19 protein-coding genes are annotated in these 18,468 nt (G+C 33.1%); 9 read left to right on the plus strand and 10 right to left on the minus strand.

The window, feature by feature from the left end:
• Positions 1-289: 289 nt before the first annotated feature.
• Positions 290-1,954: a GLPGLI family protein gene (locus tag BA768_RS19475; RefSeq protein WP_065722075.1), complete on the minus strand. Its 1,665-nt coding sequence runs from the start codon at positions 1,952-1,954 to the stop codon at positions 290-292.
• Between the two features lie 118 nt (positions 1,955-2,072).
• Between BA768_RS19475 and BA768_RS19480 the strand changes: the two genes are divergently transcribed.
• The gene (locus tag BA768_RS19480) at positions 2,073-3,029 is read left to right on the plus strand and encodes a hypothetical protein (protein ID WP_065722076.1); all 957 of its coding nucleotides are present in this window, start codon (positions 2,073-2,075) and stop codon (positions 3,027-3,029) included.
• 27 nt (positions 3,030-3,056) lie between these two features.
• Here the strand turns inward: BA768_RS19480 and BA768_RS19485 are convergent, their stop codons facing one another.
• The gene (locus tag BA768_RS19485; protein WP_065722077.1) at positions 3,057-4,262 is read right to left on the minus strand and encodes an RsmB/NOP family class I SAM-dependent RNA methyltransferase; all 1,206 of its coding nucleotides are present in this window, start codon (positions 4,260-4,262) and stop codon (positions 3,057-3,059) included.
• Between the two features lie 282 nt (positions 4,263-4,544).
• Here BA768_RS19485 and BA768_RS19490 point away from each other — a divergent pair, with 282 nt between their 5' ends.
• Positions 4,545-4,877, plus strand: a complete 333-nt coding sequence (locus BA768_RS19490; RefSeq protein ID WP_034673281.1) for a zinc ribbon domain-containing protein YjdM — start codon at positions 4,545-4,547, stop codon at positions 4,875-4,877.
• 226 nt (positions 4,878-5,103) lie between these two features.
• Here the strand turns inward: BA768_RS19490 and BA768_RS19495 are convergent, their stop codons facing one another.
• Positions 5,104-6,039, minus strand: a complete 936-nt coding sequence (locus tag BA768_RS19495) for a sulfate/molybdate ABC transporter ATP-binding protein (RefSeq protein ID WP_034673283.1) — start codon at positions 6,037-6,039, stop codon at positions 5,104-5,106.
• 73 nt (positions 6,040-6,112) lie between these two features.
• Between BA768_RS19495 and BA768_RS19500 the strand changes: the two genes are divergently transcribed.
• The 5 genes from BA768_RS19500 (at position 6,113) to BA768_RS19520 (ending at position 10,857) form a co-directional block, all read left to right on the plus strand.
• On the plus strand, positions 6,113-6,772 hold the full coding sequence (locus tag BA768_RS19500; protein ID WP_065722078.1) for a YceI family protein: 660 nt from the start codon (positions 6,113-6,115) through the stop codon (positions 6,770-6,772).
• A gap of 14 nt (positions 6,773-6,786) precedes the next feature.
• Positions 6,787-7,053 (plus strand): hypothetical protein, encoded by a 267-nt coding sequence (locus BA768_RS19505; protein ID WP_123947145.1) that lies wholly within the window; start codon positions 6,787-6,789, stop codon positions 7,051-7,053.
• Positions 7,054-7,179: 126 nt separating this feature from the next.
• Positions 7,180-8,190, plus strand: a complete 1,011-nt coding sequence (gene pheS, locus BA768_RS19510; RefSeq protein WP_034673291.1) for a phenylalanine--tRNA ligase subunit alpha — start codon at positions 7,180-7,182, stop codon at positions 8,188-8,190.
• 280 nt (positions 8,191-8,470) lie between these two features.
• Positions 8,471-10,216 (plus strand): sensor histidine kinase, encoded by a 1,746-nt coding sequence (locus BA768_RS19515; RefSeq protein WP_065722079.1) that lies wholly within the window; start codon positions 8,471-8,473, stop codon positions 10,214-10,216.
• Positions 10,213-10,857, plus strand: a complete 645-nt coding sequence (locus BA768_RS19520; RefSeq protein WP_065722080.1) for a response regulator transcription factor — start codon at positions 10,213-10,215, stop codon at positions 10,855-10,857. Before BA768_RS19515 ends, BA768_RS19520 begins: the two co-directional genes overlap by 4 nt.
• Positions 10,858-11,431: 574 nt before the next feature.
• On the opposite strand, the gene BA768_RS19525 is transcribed toward BA768_RS19520, so the two are convergent.
• The gene (locus tag BA768_RS19525) at positions 11,432-12,202 is read right to left on the minus strand and encodes a DUF3108 domain-containing protein (RefSeq protein ID WP_034673297.1); all 771 of its coding nucleotides are present in this window, start codon (positions 12,200-12,202) and stop codon (positions 11,432-11,434) included.
• Between the two features lie 155 nt (positions 12,203-12,357).
• Here BA768_RS19525 and BA768_RS19530 point away from each other — a divergent pair, with 155 nt between their 5' ends.
• Together BA768_RS19530 and BA768_RS19535 are read left to right on the plus strand one after the other, a co-directional pair.
• Positions 12,358-13,413 (plus strand): NAD(P)/FAD-dependent oxidoreductase, encoded by a 1,056-nt coding sequence (locus BA768_RS19530; protein WP_034673300.1) that lies wholly within the window; start codon positions 12,358-12,360, stop codon positions 13,411-13,413.
• 71 nt (positions 13,414-13,484) lie between these two features.
• Positions 13,485-13,814, plus strand: coding sequence for a 2Fe-2S iron-sulfur cluster-binding protein (locus BA768_RS19535; RefSeq protein ID WP_034673302.1), 330 nt, complete (start codon positions 13,485-13,487; stop codon positions 13,812-13,814).
• 141 nt (positions 13,815-13,955) lie between these two features.
• Here the strand turns inward: BA768_RS19535 and BA768_RS19540 are convergent, their stop codons facing one another.
• The 6 genes from BA768_RS19540 to BA768_RS19565 form a co-directional block, all read right to left on the minus strand.
• A complete protein-coding gene (locus BA768_RS19540) occupies positions 13,956-14,945 on the minus strand; it encodes a GTP pyrophosphokinase family protein (protein WP_034673303.1) in 990 nt (329 codons plus the stop codon).
• Positions 14,946-15,037: 92 nt separating this feature from the next.
• The gene (locus tag BA768_RS19545; protein ID WP_034673305.1) at positions 15,038-15,619 is read right to left on the minus strand and encodes a TIGR00730 family Rossman fold protein; all 582 of its coding nucleotides are present in this window, start codon (positions 15,617-15,619) and stop codon (positions 15,038-15,040) included.
• Positions 15,620-15,635: 16 nt separating this feature from the next.
• Positions 15,636-15,935 carry a type II toxin-antitoxin system RelE/ParE family toxin gene (locus BA768_RS19550; RefSeq protein WP_065722081.1) on the minus strand — a complete coding sequence of 100 codons (300 nt, stop codon included), beginning with the start codon at positions 15,933-15,935 and terminating at the stop codon, positions 15,636-15,638.
• Entirely contained in the window at positions 15,919-16,152 is a 234-nt protein-coding gene (locus BA768_RS19555) for a hypothetical protein (RefSeq protein ID WP_065722082.1), read from the minus strand. The genes BA768_RS19550 and BA768_RS19555 overlap by 17 nt, the downstream gene beginning before the upstream one ends.
• Before the next feature lie 135 nt (positions 16,153-16,287).
• Positions 16,288-17,733, minus strand: coding sequence for an aminoacyl-histidine dipeptidase (locus tag BA768_RS19560; protein ID WP_065722083.1), 1,446 nt, complete (start codon positions 17,731-17,733; stop codon positions 16,288-16,290).
• Positions 17,734-17,849: 116 nt separating this feature from the next.
• Entirely contained in the window at positions 17,850-18,341 is a 492-nt protein-coding gene (locus BA768_RS19565) for a hypothetical protein (RefSeq protein WP_065722084.1), read from the minus strand.
• Between the last annotated feature and the right edge of the window lie 127 nt (positions 18,342-18,468).

Consider the following 18,468-nt stretch of genomic DNA (forward strand, 5'->3'; position numbering starts at 1 on the left):
AAGATCATGTTTATTTTTTACAATTAAAATTTGCAAATTGTTTATATTTTTCGTTAAATAATTTGTTTAAATTAAAATTGTGGATATTAATTCATCTTTCTATCTCAGATTCGGAAAATTTTTCCTTTTTTTGAAAATTTAATGCTTCTTTATGAAAAAAAAATTAAATAAATCTTATTCTATGTTAATAAATTTTTCAAATATTTTCCCTTACTTTGTGGCTCGAAATAATTTTTTTTCATCATTTGTGTTTTTACCTCCTTGCAATAATATTGTAAGGAGGTTTTGTTTATTCTATACCCAATAAAGTTCCTGAAATATTCCATGCGCTAAAGCTTGTTCCTTCCGGTTCTCCTTGCGGAATTTTAACCTGAACGGTATGTTTTCCGGCTTTTAAATCACCCAGTGAAATTAAGTTAGGGTTTGTAACCGTTCCCGGACACCAGTTTGAACGGCTCAGATCTGAAGAAGAAAGTCCGTCTGCAAAATTTCCTGAAGCAGGATTAAATAATCGGTAAGAACCACATTCGGTTCTCCAAGGGGTAAATGAGAATGATAATTTTCCGTCTACAAAAATTGAATTCGCTTTCGGGATAAATTCATCTCCGTTTTCCCAACCACCGTGTCCGGTTGTGATGTATCTCAACTGAGCATTTCTTAGATCTTTATCTAAATTAAATTCCACAAAAAGTCCTTTGTCATTATTAAACATTGTCGCATAATCCTGTCCCGCCATTTCCATGATATTGGTGGTGTTGAAAAGCGGAATGACTTTATTGTTTTTATTAACGATTTGCTCGCTGTTGTGAATGGTAATGTCTAAACTTACTTTGTGGCCGCCTTTATCATAATTTCCAATGAAAGTTCCAATCCAGATTTCTTTTTCTGAAAGCGAGGGTTTTAACTCTGTAATATCCTGACGAAACGGACTTACAGTTTGCCACGTTTTGTCTTTCAGTTCGATATGATTAAACTTATTGATTCCGAAAGCGGTAAAAAATCTCATCAGTTCGACAGTCGGCTGATAATTTTGGGTAGAAACAACGCCGTAATACTGTTTTCCGTTTCCGTTTTCGTAAAGAGGAAGTGTTTTTGCTCCTTTTTCAAGACCATCAAAAAACGTCTGTGATTTTTCTTCAGGAATAAAAAATACAGTTCCCGTTCTGTCGTAAGCATCGCCGTTTGATTGTTGTTTTAATTCCACGAAGATATTTTCACCTTGGGAAATCTTGGGAAATTTGATCTTTTTTAGAATAATCGTTCCGTTGGCAAATCTTTTTATGTTTTCATCAGATTTAGACTGGTCTGAAAAATTGATGATTTCATTTTCGAAAACTTTTAATGTTGTAAATTTGCTTTTCCAAAGTAAATCTCTGTAGCTTAGTAAATCCGTTGCAGGAATGGTTTGATTGATGATTTTATCGATTCCAGTTTTCTTAATTTTTTTAACAGAAATCGCTGTTGTTGCCGAATTTCCGTTTCTTTCAATCTGTAAAACCAAACCTAAGTTTTGCCCTAAACTTGATGGTCCGCCTTTTAGTTTTAAATCATTGGTGTACCAGACTTCAATCGTATTTGAATTGATTTTTGTGACCGCTTTTTTACAATTGTAGCCTAAAATCTTTTTGGTCTCAGTAGTTAACTCAAATTCCTGTTTCGCAATTGATTCTTTATCTGAAGTGGAAATAGCTTCATTTTGTTTTAGAAATGCATAAGAAACAATGGTGTTCGAAGGTTTTTCTATTTTGCTGATTTCAAAAGGATAATCGCTTTTCTGTTCTTTGATTTTTGTGTTTAAAATAAAGTTTTCATTCTCATTTACCCAAACAATCACAGGATTTTGGTTGGGCTGAACTTTTCCGTTGTATGAACTTTCATACTGAATCTCATAAGTCTGAGAAAAACCGAAAATAGATAAACAAATAAAAAAACTAACTAAAATAGATTTAAACATAATGAATTGATGGTTTTTACAAAGGTAATTGATAGTTGATAATTTGTCAAATCTCTTTACAACAGTTTAGATTTAAAATATTACTTTTAGAATTACGTTTACTGTTTAAACTAAAAACATGAAACCTTTTTTCTCTTTCATTATATTTTTATTTTTTTCGAATTATTGTACTGCTCATAAAACCAAAGTAAAAATTCAAAACTATGGAAATGTAAAAACACTCTATATTTCTGAATTTAATTTTGGCGATAAAACTGTATCTGCAGAAGAGTTGAAAATGGAAGTTTTAGGAAAGTTATCAAAGCAAATAGCGGATAAACTTGGTTTTAAAGATACTATCATGCTTGAGAGAAAAACCATTATGTATCCAAATAAAAGTAATTTATTCATTATTGAACAGAATGATGCTAATTACAAACTTTTGAAACTTGGCGAAGGTTATGAAAAAACGAAAGGGGGAAGTGGAGTAGCAATAAGATTACAAAGTTTAAAAGTAGCAATCGAAGATGTTCTGAAAATGGTTGAATATGCTATTAAAAATAAGAAAAAGCTAAATAAGTCATTAATTCCTGTAAATTACTTTTATAATGATGATAATCAAATTACTGTTCTTGCTAATTCTGATGATTTTATCAGGAAAATTACTCGAAAGCAATCAGATTTAGTTAATGAAATAATTAAGACTGAAGTAGAATTATTGAATAATGGTTTTTCAAAAACAAAAATCTCATGGAAGGACGGAGAGTTTGTGTTTGGATTTAATGATGTTCCGCCAAATAATGGAAACTATTTTAAGCTTGAAACTGAAAAATTTACGACAAAAGATTTTAAATATTACATTGAAAATACTTGGAATGATTTCTTTATTGTTTTTCATGATTCTGATTGTTTTACCTATTTTGATGGAAGAGAAGAAAATACTTCTTCACAGAAACTGGATGAAAACATTAGTGATTTTTATCCTTTTAGACTGAATAAAGATAAAATATCAAATAAAATTGTAATAATTCCATTCCGAAGTGATGTGATTTACATTTATAAAATCAACAAAAAACTACTCCAAAAAATAGAGTAGTTTATGTGTAATATTCTAAAAATTATTTTAAGATAATCTTTCAATCAAAGCCATGTAGAAACCGTCATAGCCTTCACTCGGCATTACTTTTTCGTCTTTGATCATTTTATAATTAGGATTGTTTGTAATGAATTCTTCAACCTGCTTATTATTTTCAGAAGGCAGAATAGAACACGTTGCATAGACCATTTTACCACCAACTTTAAGCATTTTAGAATAATCCTGAATGATTTGCTGCTGCTCTTTTTTAATTCGGTCGATGAAATCCTGATCGATTTTCCACTTGCTGTCCGGATTTCTCTTTAAAACTCCTAAACCTGAACATGGCGCATCAATCAGAAGTCTGTCTACCTTATCGTGAAGACGCTTGATTACTTTCGTATCAGAAATTACTCTTGTTTCAATATTATGAGCTCCGGCTCTTTTTGCGCGGCGTTTTAGTTCTGCCAATTTCCATTCAAAAATATCCAAAGCGATAATCTGACCTTTATTTTGCATTAAAGCAGCTAAATGAAGTGTTTTTCCACCCGCTCCTGCGCAAGCATCAACAACTCTTTGCCCTTCTTTTACATCAAGGAAATAACCGATTTTTTGGGATGACGCATCCTGAACTTCAAACAAACCTTCTTTGAAAGCAGTTGTAAGAAATACATTTTTCTTTTCCTCAAGCTGTACCGCATCAGGGTAATTTCTGATGGGGTAAGAAACCACATTTTCATCTGCAAGATCAGAAATCAATTCTTTTGTTGTAGTTCTTAGGGAGTTGGCTCTCAGTACAGTTGGAGCTTGCTCGTTCAACGAAATCATCTCTTTTTCCCATTTTGCCCCCAATTCTTTTTCTAAAGTTTCGGCAAGCCATTCAGGGATAGAATGCTCGATTGCTTTTGTGGGAACGGTTCCTTTTTTAAGTTTTGTAAGAATATCGGCGATTTTAATTCCGTCAAATTCTTCAAATTTTTTATAATTGGTTTTGCTCCAAAGTAAATAGGCAAGAATCAGTTTGTAGATATTATTGGGTTTTACGCCTTCACCCATATAGTATTCAAGACGTTTTTTCCAACGGATAATGTTATAGAAAATCTCAGAAACTACGGCTCTGTCCTGGCTTCCCCATTTTCTGTTGGCTTTCAAAAGTCTTTCGATTACTTTGTCTGCGTATTTATTTTTTTCGAAAAATGTTTCCTGAAGAGCATCGTGAATACCGATTGCCAGGTTTCTGTGAATTAATTCCATAAATTGCTGTAAGCTGTTTGAATCTGCAAAAATACGAAATTAGTTTAAGGTTCAAAGTTTTAAGTTTGAGGTTTTGAAATTCAAAATTCAAAATTTAAAATTCAAAATTTGAAATCCCTGTTTCGAAGGAGTAAAGATTGGTAAAGTAAATGATTGCGAAGTGCAGCTCCGTAGGAGCGAAACCTTTGTAGAGAATTGCAGCAAATGGAAAAGCAGAGCTCCGGAGGAGCGAAACTTCCATCTTCCCGCCCAAAATACTACCTTTGCAAAAATTAATAAAAAATGAGCGACGTAGTAATTTGTCCGAAATGTAGTTCCGAATTTACGTATGAGCAAGACGGTTTGATGGTTTGTTCTCAGTGTTTCAATGAGTGGAATCCTGCAGAAAGTGATGACTCTGAAAAGATTTTGGATTCAAATGGGAATGAACTAAAAGATGGTGATTCTGTAGTGGTTATCAAAGATCTTCCTGTAAAAGGAGCTCCAAAACCGGTAAAGGCAGGAACAAAAGTTAAAAATATCCGTTTAAGACCAGACAGCGATCATAATATTGATTGTAAAATTGATGGTTTTGGATCCATGGCTCTAAAGTCTGAATTTGTGAAGAAGGCATAAAAAAAGGAAAGAGTTGGACAGAGTAATCTTTCGAAGACCTGATTGCTGATTGCTAATGTCGGTCCGGAAGGCAGAAAGAGAATTAACCAAAAATTTCCTTATGCTGTTGTCTTACAAAAATAGAAAAATATTCTGATTAGATTTTGCTAATTCATTGAAAATAATCCACATACTAACATTAAGTGTGTGGGTTATTTATTTAATTGGACTTTAAATTGTAAAAGTCTTATTCGAAATTTATTTGAATAGAATTCTGAAGCTGATAACTGGAAAACATCACAATTTCTTTATTTTTAAATCTGATCTTGTTCCAGTAATGATTTCCTGCAAACCTGCTTTCTAAAACTTCAGCCTCAAAACCATTTTCAGAAACTCTGATCTGATGCGGATAATAATAAAACCTTGAAATTTCCAATTCTGAAATTTCCAATTCCGTAAAAATATTTACTTCTCCGAAAAGTTTTGCCACGTAAGGATTGTAAGGGTTCTTGTATGTCTCTTCGGCCGTGTCATTCTGAATGAGTCTTCCGCTTTGAAGAACAATAATCTGGTCAGTCCACGGAATGATGTCCTGTAATTCGTGAGTCGAAATCACCAAGGAGATGTTATTTTCTTTTACATATCGGAAAAGTTTCTCACGAAGTTCAATTTTTCTTGCAAAATCAAGATTGCTGAAAGGTTCATCCAGTAAAAGTAATTTCGGAAGAACAGAAAGTGCTCTTGCTATGGCCACTCTCTGCTGTTGTCCGCCGCTTAGATATTTTGGTAAGACATTGGCAAATTCAACCAAACCTACTACATCCAGAAGTTCTAAAACCTTTTCTTTTTTCTTGGCTAAATTGATATTAGAAATAAATTTCCCTACGTTGTCTGCAACAGTGGCATAAGGCATCAGATCGAAATTCTGGGCAACAAATTTCATGTCGGGTTCGCCGGGAACGAGATTCCCTTTTGGCCCCATCAGTTTTCTGCTGTCGAAAATAATTTCACCTTGATCCCAATCGAGCAATCCGTAGATGAGACTCAATAACGTTGATTTCCCACATCCACTTTCACCAGCCAAAGCAATGATTTTACCTTCATCCAGTTTCAGATTGAGGTTTTGAAAAAGTGGTTTTTCCTGAGAATGAGAAAAGTATAAGTTGTTTATCTCTAATAGCATAGTGCAAAAATAAGGGTTTTAAAAGAAGACTGGCATATTTTTAGTAATTTAGCCTTGTAAAATTCGAATAAAAATGAAAAGAATATTATTCTCTCTCGCAATACCTGCTTTTTTTACTTCATTGGTAATTGTTTCGTGTTCTAAAGAAAAACCTGTAATCAGTGAAGGTAATGAAGTAACGACTACAAAAGACGGTGCTAAGTTTGTACTGGATACTTTAAACAGTAATGTAGAATGGAAAGGATATAAAATTTTCAAATCTGAAAATACAAGTCATTTCGGAACGATAAAGTTTGAAAGCGGTGATGTTACGGTGAAAGACGGAAAGCTTGAAAGCGGAAAATTTGTAGCAGATATGGCTTCTCTGACTTCTGAAGATTTAAAAGATAAAAAAGAAGATCTTGAAAAATTGAATGGTCATCTTAAAAGTGCCGATTTTTTTGAAGTGGAAAAATTTCCAACGGCTTCTTATGAAATTACAAAGGTAAGTCCGGCTGCTGAAGGTGATTATAATACTGTTTTAGACGGAAATCTGACGGTAAAAGGGATTACAAAACCAACCCAGTTTAAAGCAAATGTTGCAATAAATGAAGGGGTGGTAAGCATTTCTACAGAGCCAAAAGACATTATGAGAGAAGAATTCGGGGTGAAATTTCAGTCTCCAGCTGCTAATGGAGTTATAAAAAATGAAGTGACGCTTCAGATTAGAGTGAAAGCTTTAGAGAAGAAATAGTTTCAAAAAATCTGATGAGTAAAGCTCTATTAATTATCAGTCTTGCCTGCATGATATTTTTGCTAAGTCTTCAGGTTGTTTACTATTTTTCTTATAGCAATCAGGCGATTCAGATTTTGGGAGAATTGCTTACTATTCCATCAATGCTTTTTGTCATTTTTGCATTTTTTTACAGTCTGATTAATGTGGTCAGAAGAAAGAATGAATATCTTCTGATTCTTGGTATAAACACTTTTACCGTTACCATCTGTGTTGTGGCAACAATTTTAGATTATAATTAAAACAATTTTAAATATTAAATACAGAATCTGTTTCAGCCGAAGCAGATTTTTTTATGATAATTTGGAACAGATTTTTAATCTGAAAACCGTATTTTTGCAAATACATTTTTTTGAAAGGGTAAAACAATGATAGAAAAGATAGAAGAATTGCTTGTTGAGGTTAATAACTTCAGTACATCAAGTAAAGAGGAAATAGAAAACTTCCGAATCAGGTATAATGGTAAAAAAGGAATTCTGAACGATTTTTTTGAAAAGTTTAAAGAAGTTCCGAATGACCAGAAGAAAGATTTTGGGCAAAAGATCAATACTCTTAAACAGGCAGTAAATACAAAGCTGGAGGATTTAAAAAATGCTTCCGCTTCTTCTATTATCTTAGAAAAAGAAGATCTTACAAGACCTGCATTTCCATTGGATTTGGGTTCGAGACATCCGATCAATTTAGTGAAAAACAGAATTATTGAGATTTTCAAATCAATTGGTTTTGCTGTTGCAGACGGGCCTGAAATTGAAGATGACTGGCATAATTTTACAGCATTAAATCTTCCTGAATATCATCCGGCAAGAGATATGCAGGATACTTTCTTTATTGAGCAGAATCCTGATATTTTACTGAGAACGCATACTTCTTCAGTGCAGATTCGTTATATGGAAGAAAATGAGCCGCCGATCAGAATTTTGTCTCCGGGAAGAGTTTTCAGAAATGAAGCTGTTTCTTCTCGTTCGCACTGTATTTTCCATCAGATTGAAGGTTTATATATTGATGAAAACGTAAGTTTTGCAGATCTGAAGCAGACCATTCAGTTTTTTACCACAGAGCTTTTCGGAAAGTCGAAAATCAGATTGAGACCTTCTTATTTCCCTTTTACAGAACCAAGCGCAGAAATTGATGTGTATTGGGGACTGAATTCTGAAACAGATTACAGAATTACAAAAGGAACCGGCTGGCTGGAAATTATGGGTTGCGGAATGGTAGATCCTGCAGTTCTGAAAAATGTAAATATTGATTCTGAAAAATATTCAGGTTATGCATTCGGAATGGGGATAGAAAGAATCGTCATGCTTCTTTACCAAATGAGCGACATCAGGATGTTTTTCGAGAATGATATCAGAACTTTAGAGCAGTTTAAAACTTTATAGATTAAGTTTAAAATAAATTCAGATCCTGTGAGTATTTCACAGGATTTTTTTATTAACTTTATAAAATCACACACACCCTGAAAGTTTTAGAGCGGGTTTTGCCTCAAAATGTTTGAGTAAATAATATGCTTACGTAGAGATTGAGATATACGGTCTCTTTTCATGCTAAAACCTGTTTGTTTATCTAAAGGTAGTGATGTTTTTAGAAGAATGTTTAATTTTGTAGCCTGTTTTTGGGAGTTTTTGATCTCGGCAGATTATAAAGAAAAGCTTTTAATACATGAATACGAAACCAAAGGATGATCGCATAAAATCATTGAATTTTAAGTCAAGAAAAATTGTTCATTATTCACTTATCTTTTGCATTTTATTGATACAGCTTATTTTAGCCGGTTTTTTTTATAATGAGTTTATCAATAGAAAAAATATAGCTTTTATAGAAAACCAGCTGAAAGAAATTCATTCTCTGGAAAATCTTACTGATAATTCCAGAAAAGAGCTTTTAAATGCACAAAATTTCCTCCAGAAATATCTTACCGGCTCTGATGAAAAAAATCTGCAATCTTATTTTCAGTCTTTGGATAAGCTTGGCGAAAATTTAGAAAGTATTAATCAATATGAATCTAAATATCCTAAGCTTAAAAATATTTTATCATCACAAAAAAAAGATTCTTTAGACAGTAAAAATCTGAAGCTGCTTATCGATTCAACATACAATTATTCGACAAATTCCGGTTTTAAAGCTCCGACTGCTTTTCCTCAGATTAAAAAACTCGATGTAGATTACAATTTGGACAAATACGATTTTAATATAGAAACCAAAACGTATTCAGATACCGTGAAGAAAAAAGGTTTATTTGGTCGTTTAGGAGATGCGATTTCTGGCAAAGAAACTGTGCGTAAAGAAAGTACGGTTATTACTGTGAAACAAGGCAAAGTTCCTGAAGCATCGGCAATAAAAGCGGATATGGACAGTATTATGAATCTCGTGCAGAATCATTATTCCGGACAGGTAAAAAAAATACAGGTAAATGTAGTCGAAAGGGAAAACAACAGTGGAAAATTTTATACCATATTTAATAATCTTCTCGCTTACAGTAACGGAGTGATGAATATTTACGAATTTGCCATCAAAGATTCTAAAAAAGATCTTGAAAAAGAATATGCCAAACTCAATTCAGACAGCAATAAGATCAGAACGTATCTTGTTTTTGGAGCAATGATTTTGATGTTCATTGTTTCTGTACTTATTATGTATTTTACAAGAATGGCATTTATCTATGAATGGAGACTGAATGATGCCAACAAACAGATAAAGGAAAACCTGAATTTTAAAAACAGAATTCTTGGAATGCTGAGTCATGAACTGAGATCTCCATTGAAAATCATCGGTATTTTTATCAGAAAAATCAATAAAAAAACATCTGATGAAAGTATTAAAGAATATTTGAAATCAATCAGCTTTACAAACAATACACTCTTAATGCAGGCCAATCAAATTCTGGAATATACCAAAAACCAGCATGTGGAAAATAAGCTTGTCCCAGTAGTTTTTAATCTTAAAAATGAGCTCACTTCAATATTTAATTCCATTGAACCTTATATAGAAACAAGAAACAATAAATTTGTAGTTAACGAAAATATCGATCCTTCCATTGAAGTGTATTCCGATAACACCAAGATTAATCAGGTTTTTATGAATATTCTTGGTAATGCTAATAAATTTACAGAGAACGGTCAGATTTCGGTGATAACAAAAGCAGATAAAATAGATGATAATACAGTTTCATTGTCAACAAAAATCAGTGATACTGGTACTGGAATTTCTAAATCTGATCTTGAGAAAATATTTGAACCTTATTATCAGGGTGTTTTATCTGAAGATGTCGAAAATCTTGGTGCAGGTCTTGGTTTAAGTCTTTGCAAAGAAATCGTGGAACTTTACTCGGGAAATATCAGTGTAGACAGTGAAAAGAATGTTGGGACAATAGTAAGTTTTACCATTAATCTTAATCTTAATCAATGAATAGTTTAGATTCTAAAAGCATCAATTTTCTGCTTGCAGACGATCACAGCCTTATAAGACAGGGAGTAGAATTTCTGATTGAAGAATTGGAGTTTGATGGTGAAATTTTTCATGCATCAACTTTAAATAAAGTTTTGGAGATTACCGAAGCTCAGTCTATTGATATTCTAGTCATCGATGCTATTTTTCCGGATGGAAACAGTCTTACTATTTTATCGCAAATAAAACAGCTGAAACCTGAAATTAAAATTCTTGTTTTCTCAGGAGTAGACGAAAATACTCAATCTGTAAAATACATTCAGGCGGGTGCCAATGGTTTTCTGAGTAAACTTAGCGAAGAAGACGAAATTAAGAATGCCATTCTGAAAATTCATCATCAGGGAAAATATATTTCAGAAATCACACAGAACGCATTACTCAATTCTGTTACCAATAAAAGCCTGATAAATCCACTTCAAAGTCTTACCGAAAGAGAAATTCAGATTGCCGGGATGTATGCGAAAGGTTTGGGAAATCTTGAAATTGCGGCCTATCTCGATATTAAACAAAACACGGTAAGCACGATTAAGAAAAGAATTTTTGATAAGCTTGATATCGAAAACCTTGTGGAACTCATTGAGTTAATGAAAACCGGTCATTAATTATTAAGCAAAACCTTTTTCGGGAGTATTCATTTTTGTAGATAAATATCTACAAACAGGTCGAAATATATCTACAGAAAAAATTATTATGATAACTCGGGACTTAGTAATTTTACATCATGAAAGTTAAGCGAAAAAATTGCTTCTTTCAACTAAAGAAATTTAGTAAAATTTGCTCTACGTTCAGTGGTGGTGTGTGAACTAGACCAATGGGATTTTGAAGGAGGATGAAAACACAAATGACGGAAATATAAACGTATCTGAAGCAGAGCCTTTTTAGGCTCTGTATAAGATACAAAATTTAAGACCGTTTAGAAAAAGCATAATAAAAACACAATTGATTAACCTAAGTGTCATCATTACAGAGCTGTAAAAAGCTCTGTAATAGATGCTTAAAAAGAAATTTTTGATTTAAACACAAATGATTGAAATCCTTAGTATACTTACAGAGCTTGACGGCTCTGTAACAGATACAGGAAAAAAAGATTCATAATTATCCTGGGAATGATTCCAGAATTTATGTTAATTTAGGTTTACAGGAAGCCTCCGAGATTTTTCTCGGAGGTTTTATTTTTTATTTGCTGAATTTTAAAGGATATTTTACATTTTTATAATCATCGATACTGGCCTTTAAAGATCCAACGGCTAATTCAGCTTTTAACAGTAGAGGAATATGATTCGCATCATTAGAAACCCACATCGTAACACCTTCTTTTTCTTTAAAAACTCTTCCGCTTTTCACAGAAGGAATGATTTTCAAGGCATTGATTGTTCCGAACTTGGTCTTTAAATTTTCAGTTCCAACCACTTTTAGCTGAAAAGGAAACATCTCATCATCAATCCAGACATTCATATTGATAATTGTTCCTGTTTTTAGTTCGGCAGGGCTTTTACTTCTTAAAAAATAAAAGCAGGAAAGCATATCCTGAACTCCTTTTACGGACTTGATTGTTTTGGAGCCATTTGCAGGAGTCTTTTTATCTGTTAAAACCAAAGTATGATTATCGTGGTTGAAAACGGTTTGCAAATGCTGTCTGTAACTCCCTTCTTTTACATTTCTCACATAGAAGCTGGGTAACTCAGTTTGCATATTGATATAGCTCTCGTACAAGTCTTCCACTTTGAAAAATGCACGTACAGCTCCGGTTGTCTGTCCGGTTCCTTTTACGTATAAATGGGGCTCACCTTTATAATTTACCTTTTTTGTGGTAAGATTGGCAGTTCCTGCATTCAAGAATCCATAGTGGATTCTTAAAGTAAGCGATTCGCCATCTGCAACATTGGTCAATTGCGAATATCCAAGAAAGAAAGCAAATATTGCAATGATATTAATTATCTTCTTCATACAGTACATTTTTACAAAAACGTTGCCAACTTTTTCATTGTCAGTTTTTTGCGTGTCTTTGATAAATCTCAGTTTTTTATTTGGGCATAATTAAATATGCTTCGCATTAAAATTAGTAAATTTGCAGCTACAAATTATTAAATTATCGTCATATTATGATTACTACAGATATATTAATTATCGGAGCGGGACCAACAGGGCTTTTTGCCGTATTTGAAGCAGGTTTGCTAAAAATGAAATGCCATATCATCGATGCACTTCCACAACCAGGAGGTCAGTTGGCGGAGTTGTATCCTAAAAAACCGATTTTTGATATTCCGGGGTATCCTTCTGTAAATGCGGGTGAATTGGTAGATAATTTAATGGAACAAATCAAACAATTCCAACCAGGATTTACTTTGGGAGAGACTGCAATATCATATACGAAAGTTGATGACGAATGGTTTGAAGTGATTACCAATAAAGGAACGGTTCACAGATGTAAAGCAATTGCTATTGCAGGTGGTTTAGGTACTTTTGAGCCTAGAAAACCTACCATGGATAATATCGCTGATTATGAAGAAAAAGGTCTTGAATATTTTGTGAAAGAACCTGAACATTTCAGAAATAAAAAAGTGGTTATCGCAGGTGGAGGAGATTCTGCTTTAGATTGGAGTGTTTTCTTATCAAATGTTGCGAGCGAAGTAACTTTGATTCACAGAAGAAACGAGTTCCGTGGAGCTTTGGATTCTGTAGAAAAAGTTCAGGATTTAAAAAATCAGGGTAAAATTAAATTGATTACTCCTGCAGAAGTTACTGCCATTAAAGGTGACGGAAAAGTAGAAGCGATCACAGTAGCCGTTGACGGACAAGATCCTTATGATATTGAAACAGATTATTTTATTCCATTATTCGGTTTGACTCCAAAATTGGGAGAAATCGGAAACTGGGGACTGAATATTGAAAAAAATGCAATCGTAGTAAACAATGCATTGGATTATCAAACCAACATCGACGGTATTTATGCAATCGGTGATATCAATACGTATCCTGGAAAATTAAAGTTGATTCTTTGTGGTTTCCACGAAGCGACCTTAATGTGTCAGAGCGTTTACAACAGACTGAATCCCGGTAAGAAATTCGTTTTAAAATATACAACCGTAAGTGGAGTAGATGGTTTCGACGGAAGCCGTAAGGAAGCTGAAAAAGCAGTTGTAAAGAAAATAGATTAATCTTGTTGTTGGTTGTTGGTTATTAGTGAAACAAATGCCATCAACCATCAACCATTAACCATCAACGAAAGATGAGCGATATAAATATAAAAATAACCGATAGAGAAGGAGTTACTCATGATGTAGTTGCACCGACAGATATGTCGATGAACTTAATGGAGATTATCCGTTCTTATGAATTGGCGGAAGAAGGAACCATCGGAGTTTGTGGCGGAATGGCAATGTGTGCTTCTTGTCAGGTTTATGTGATCAATGATCCGGGACTTGAACCAATGGGTGATGAGGAAGATGCGATGTTGGCGGAAGCTTATCATGTGGAAAGCAATAGCAGATTGGGTTGTCAGTTGCACATGGTTCCTGCAATGGAAGGTCTTGCTGTAGCAATTGCTCCATATCCTTAGAGAATTTAAATGAATGACTTAAAACACCCCTCAAATCTAATTTGAGGGGTGTTTTAATATGCAAATATGTCTTTTAATGCCAAATTTTGAGTTGTTTAAAGTTTTCAGATTAAATAAATAGTACATATTCTGAACGCATTATCATTTACTTTCCAGATAATTAATTAACCAGAGTATTGGAGCGCCTTGTATTAGGGAAATTTTTATTTTACTGTTATTGAAATTTTCATTTAAAGATTGTAAATAATCTATTTGTCTGGTTGTAATTTCCTGTTTGTAATTGATAAGGTTTTCTTCAAGCTGTGTTAAATCAAATATTTTTAAATTTTTTAATTGTGATGAAAAATTATTCGCAGACAAGTAGGCAGAATCAAACTTGGGATTTTCAGTAAGTTTTAATGCTTTTTTAATGTCATTTTCAATCTCCCTTAGAAGCTGATTTCTTTTCACAAATGCAATAATTGTTGATTCGTTGATTTCTATAAATTTCTCTTTACTTTTTAAATTCTTGCTGATGGAGTTTTCAAAATCTTGAATTTCCTTTTTCAGTTTTGTAAATTCAATATCTGCCTGCTCAAGCAAAGCTGCAACTCTGTAAAATGTACGTTTTGCTTTTTGAGGAATTTCGGTAAAAGATTTATAGCCCAAATCATGCTCTATTTCTGCCCATGAATGCTGAAGGATGCTCCTGATCTGAATTTCAAACTTAATGTCTTTATATTCTGCATATTCAGATAATTCTTTTTTATAATCATTGAGCTGAAGGATATAATGAACGCTTCTGTACCCGAATTTATCAATTTCAATATTTCTTTTATCGGTAGAGTTTTCCCTGTCAATTTTAAATTCTTTATTAAGGAGTTCTTCTATTTTTGAAATATCGTCTTCGAAATAAGTAATGATTCTTAATGCTAAAATATCTGTAATATCATCAAGCTTTTCATATTTATTCTTCTTGATGACTTTCTGAGCAAGACTTTCTTTGGTTTTTATCCTGCTTACGATCTGATGTATTGAAAAATTTTTACATAATTTCCTTAATATTTTTTCAACCTTAAAACTAAAAGAAGTATATAAAGGAGATTTTTCCTCATATTGAGTTAATATTTTATTTAAATCGTCCTTTGTCATAATAATTAGTCATTATTTAAATTTACAAACTTTTTAATAATCGTGACCTAATTATTAATTGGTCTTAAAAAAACTCTTAAATTTCACAATAATTAAACTTCCTCCTTAGAAATCCATTTTCCTACCGTCGGAGCTTTGTAATTTCTCATTTTTTCTAAAAGCTCATCAATAGCATCACTCACCAAAAGCATTTCCTGATTGATTTGTTTTAAAAATCCTTTATCAACCATAGTCTGAACCAATTTTATTAAATCATCATAAAAACCATTGATATTCAGAATGGCAATTGGTTTTTTGTGAAGCCCGAGTTGTGCCCACGTAATCATTTCGAAAAATTCTTCCAAAGTTCCATAACCTCCAGGCAGAACGATTACTCCATCAGAAAGTTCATTCATTTTTGTTTTTCTTTCGTGCATCGTTTCCACCAAAATAAGTTCAGTAAGATTGGTATGCGCAATTTCTTTAGATTGTAAAAAATGAGGAAGAACTCCGATTGCCTTACCTTCGTTTTCAATGACTCCATCTGCGACAGCGCCCATCAAACCTACATTTGCTCCTCCATAAATTAAGCGAATATTTTCTTTAGCGAATGTTTTTCCGACTAAATATGCCTGTTCTTTATAAATTTCTTCTGTGCCGAAACTCGAGCCACAGAATACGGTGATACTTTTCATTATTTATTATTGAAATTTAAATTCTACTTTTAGTAGGAGATTGTCTATTGGAGAAAAATGATAAGATTTCTACATCATTATTTTTAACACGATAATAGGCAGTGTTGAAAGTTAGAATAACAGCTTTGTGAATATTTGTATGCTCCGATTTTGGAAATATGTAGGGATTTTTAGAAATGATTTCTGAAAAACTTTCGATTTTACGGGCAAGTTTTGCTAATTCTTTATCTGAAAAGTTTTTTTGAAGATACTCAATGGTTTCTTCCAATTCACGTAGTGCATTTGGAGACCATAAAATATTATAACCACTTTTCATAAAGTTTTCTTGCTTCGGAATGTGGTTTTATATCATTTTTATCGGCTTCAGAAATTCCTTTTTCAATTGAATTTTTTTCTTCATCAGAGATTGAATCCCACCAGTCTTTTGTTTCTTCCTTTCTGAACTGAATTAGTTTTTTAATGATAGAAGTATCTTCCAATGTTGATAACCATTGAATTAATTCAATTTTTTCATTTAGAATCTGTGAGTTCATAATCCTTATTTCTTATTCAAATTTAAGATTTTTAAATCAATCGTTACTATTCTTAAATTATTTTTTCATGATTAAATTAGACAAAATAATATCCAAAATCAAAAGACTTTGGATATTTTCAATAATGTTAAAATATTATTTCAAAGGAATGTTCGCTAAAATATCTTTTGTAAACGCCCAGAATTTCTGTGTCGAGGAAATATTCGCCTTTTCATCCGGAGAATGTGCCCCTCTGATGGTTGGTCCGAAACTTACCATTTCCATTTCTGGATAATTTGCTCCGATAATTCCGCATTCCAAACCGGCGTGACAAGCAACAACGTGAGGTTTTTCGTTGAATTTTTCAACATAGATTTTCTCCATCAGCTGAACGATTTCAGAACCCGGTTTTGGTTTCCAGCCCGGATAAGAACCACTGAAAACAGTGTTCATCCCTGCTAATTCGGCTACAGATTTCAATTGTTCAGCAACAGAATCTTTTGATGATTCTACCGATGACCTTGAAAGATTTAATATTTTTAAACCACCTTCTTTTAATTCAACTCTCGCAACGTTGTTTGATGATTCCACCAAATCCTGTACATCCGGGCTCATTCTGTAAACGCCATTGTGAAGAGATTTTAAAACCAAAATAACTTTCTTTGAATCTGATTCTGAAAGCGCTTTTTCAGAACTTGTAGCATTTTCGATATTGATTTGAAGAGCCGGTTCAATAGAAGCAAATTCTTCTAAAATCTGTTTTTTCAGTCCGTTGGTTACATTCTCAATATATTCCTGAACATTTCTTACCGAAATAATGGCAAATGCTTCTCTCGGGATTGCATTCCTCAAACTTCCGCCATCGATAGAAACCAATTGAAGATGTTGATTTTCTAAACCCTTATATAAAAATCGGCCTAAAATAATGTTGGAATTCCCAAAACCTTTGTGAATATCCATTCCCGAATGTCCTCCCTGTAAACCTTTTACTTCAATTCTTACAAATTGTCCGTTTGCAGTTACAGTTTCATAGTTTTGAGTGATGGTCACATCAATTCCACCTGCACAACCGATGTCGATTTCATCGTCTTCTTCGGTGTCAAGATTTAATAAAATTTGTCCTGTTAATTGTCCTGGTTTTAGGCCTAAAGCTCCTGTCATTCCCGTCTCTTCATCAATCGTGAATAAAGCTTCCAGATCAGGATGCGGAATATCTGTACTTTCTAAAACAGACATGATTGTCGCTACACCCAAACCGTTGTCGGCTCCTAAAGTCGTTCCTTTTGCCTTTACCCAGTCGCCATTGATTTCCATCTGGATTCCCTGAGTTTCAAAATCAAAATTGACATCGTTATTTTTCTGACAAACCATATCCAGATGCGACTGCATCACAATCGATTTACGGTTTTCCATTCCTGGAGTTGCCGGTTTTTTAATGATCACGTTTCCTACTTCATCAACTGTCGTTTCCAGTCCTAAATTTTCTCCGAATTCTTTGATGAAAGCGATTACTTTTTCTTCTTTTTTAGAAGGTCTTGGAACTGCATTTAATTTGGAAAAATTTTTCCAGATAATTTGCGGTTCTATGTTGGATAGTTCCATAAAATTTATTTTTCTCAAAATTACGAAATAAAAAATGCTCCCGAAATTCAGGAGCAGTATTTTTGCTTATTGCTTATTGCTTATTGCTTATTGCTTATTGCTTATTGCTTATTGCTTTAGCATCCGCACTCGCCATATATTGGCATAGTGGTTTTGCTTCCTTCCGGTTTTTCAATGGTTAAAGTACCTTCAAAAAGCAGCGCTTCTTCATGCTTTATTTTCTTACCTTTTACTGAAATTTTATAATTATCATTTTCTATTTCCTTTGTGAGCTCTTCATCAACTTCCATGTCGCTTGATGAGATCAGATTCATTGCCAATCTCTTTCCATCTAACATCATGTAAGCTGTTTTTCCTGCATCATCGGCGTAAATATACTTTTCGTTCACGAAGTCTGCTTTGCTTTTAGCAAAATAACAAGAACATTCTTTAATTTCTTTCGGAAAATCAAACGTATCAACTGTGATATTTGCATTCTGAACATCAGTCTTTGCTGAGTCCTGAACAATGTTTGTAGAATCAGTTTTTCTAGAATCGGAAACGGTTTCTTTCTCCTTTTTACATGAAATCAGCATGAATGCTGAAAAGAAAATGATTAAATATTTCATTTTTATATTATTTAAATTTTACAATGAATTTAAATTGAGCAATTATAAAGATAACAAATTTCAGTTTAGAAGATTTTATCAATCTTTTTCAAAATATTATTTGTCCAATTTTCGTCATCAACTGAAA

Origin of the sequence: Chryseobacterium sp. CBo1, assembly GCF_001693475.1 — a bacterium.
GTDB lineage: Bacteria > Bacteroidota > Bacteroidia > Flavobacteriales > Weeksellaceae > Chryseobacterium > Chryseobacterium formosense.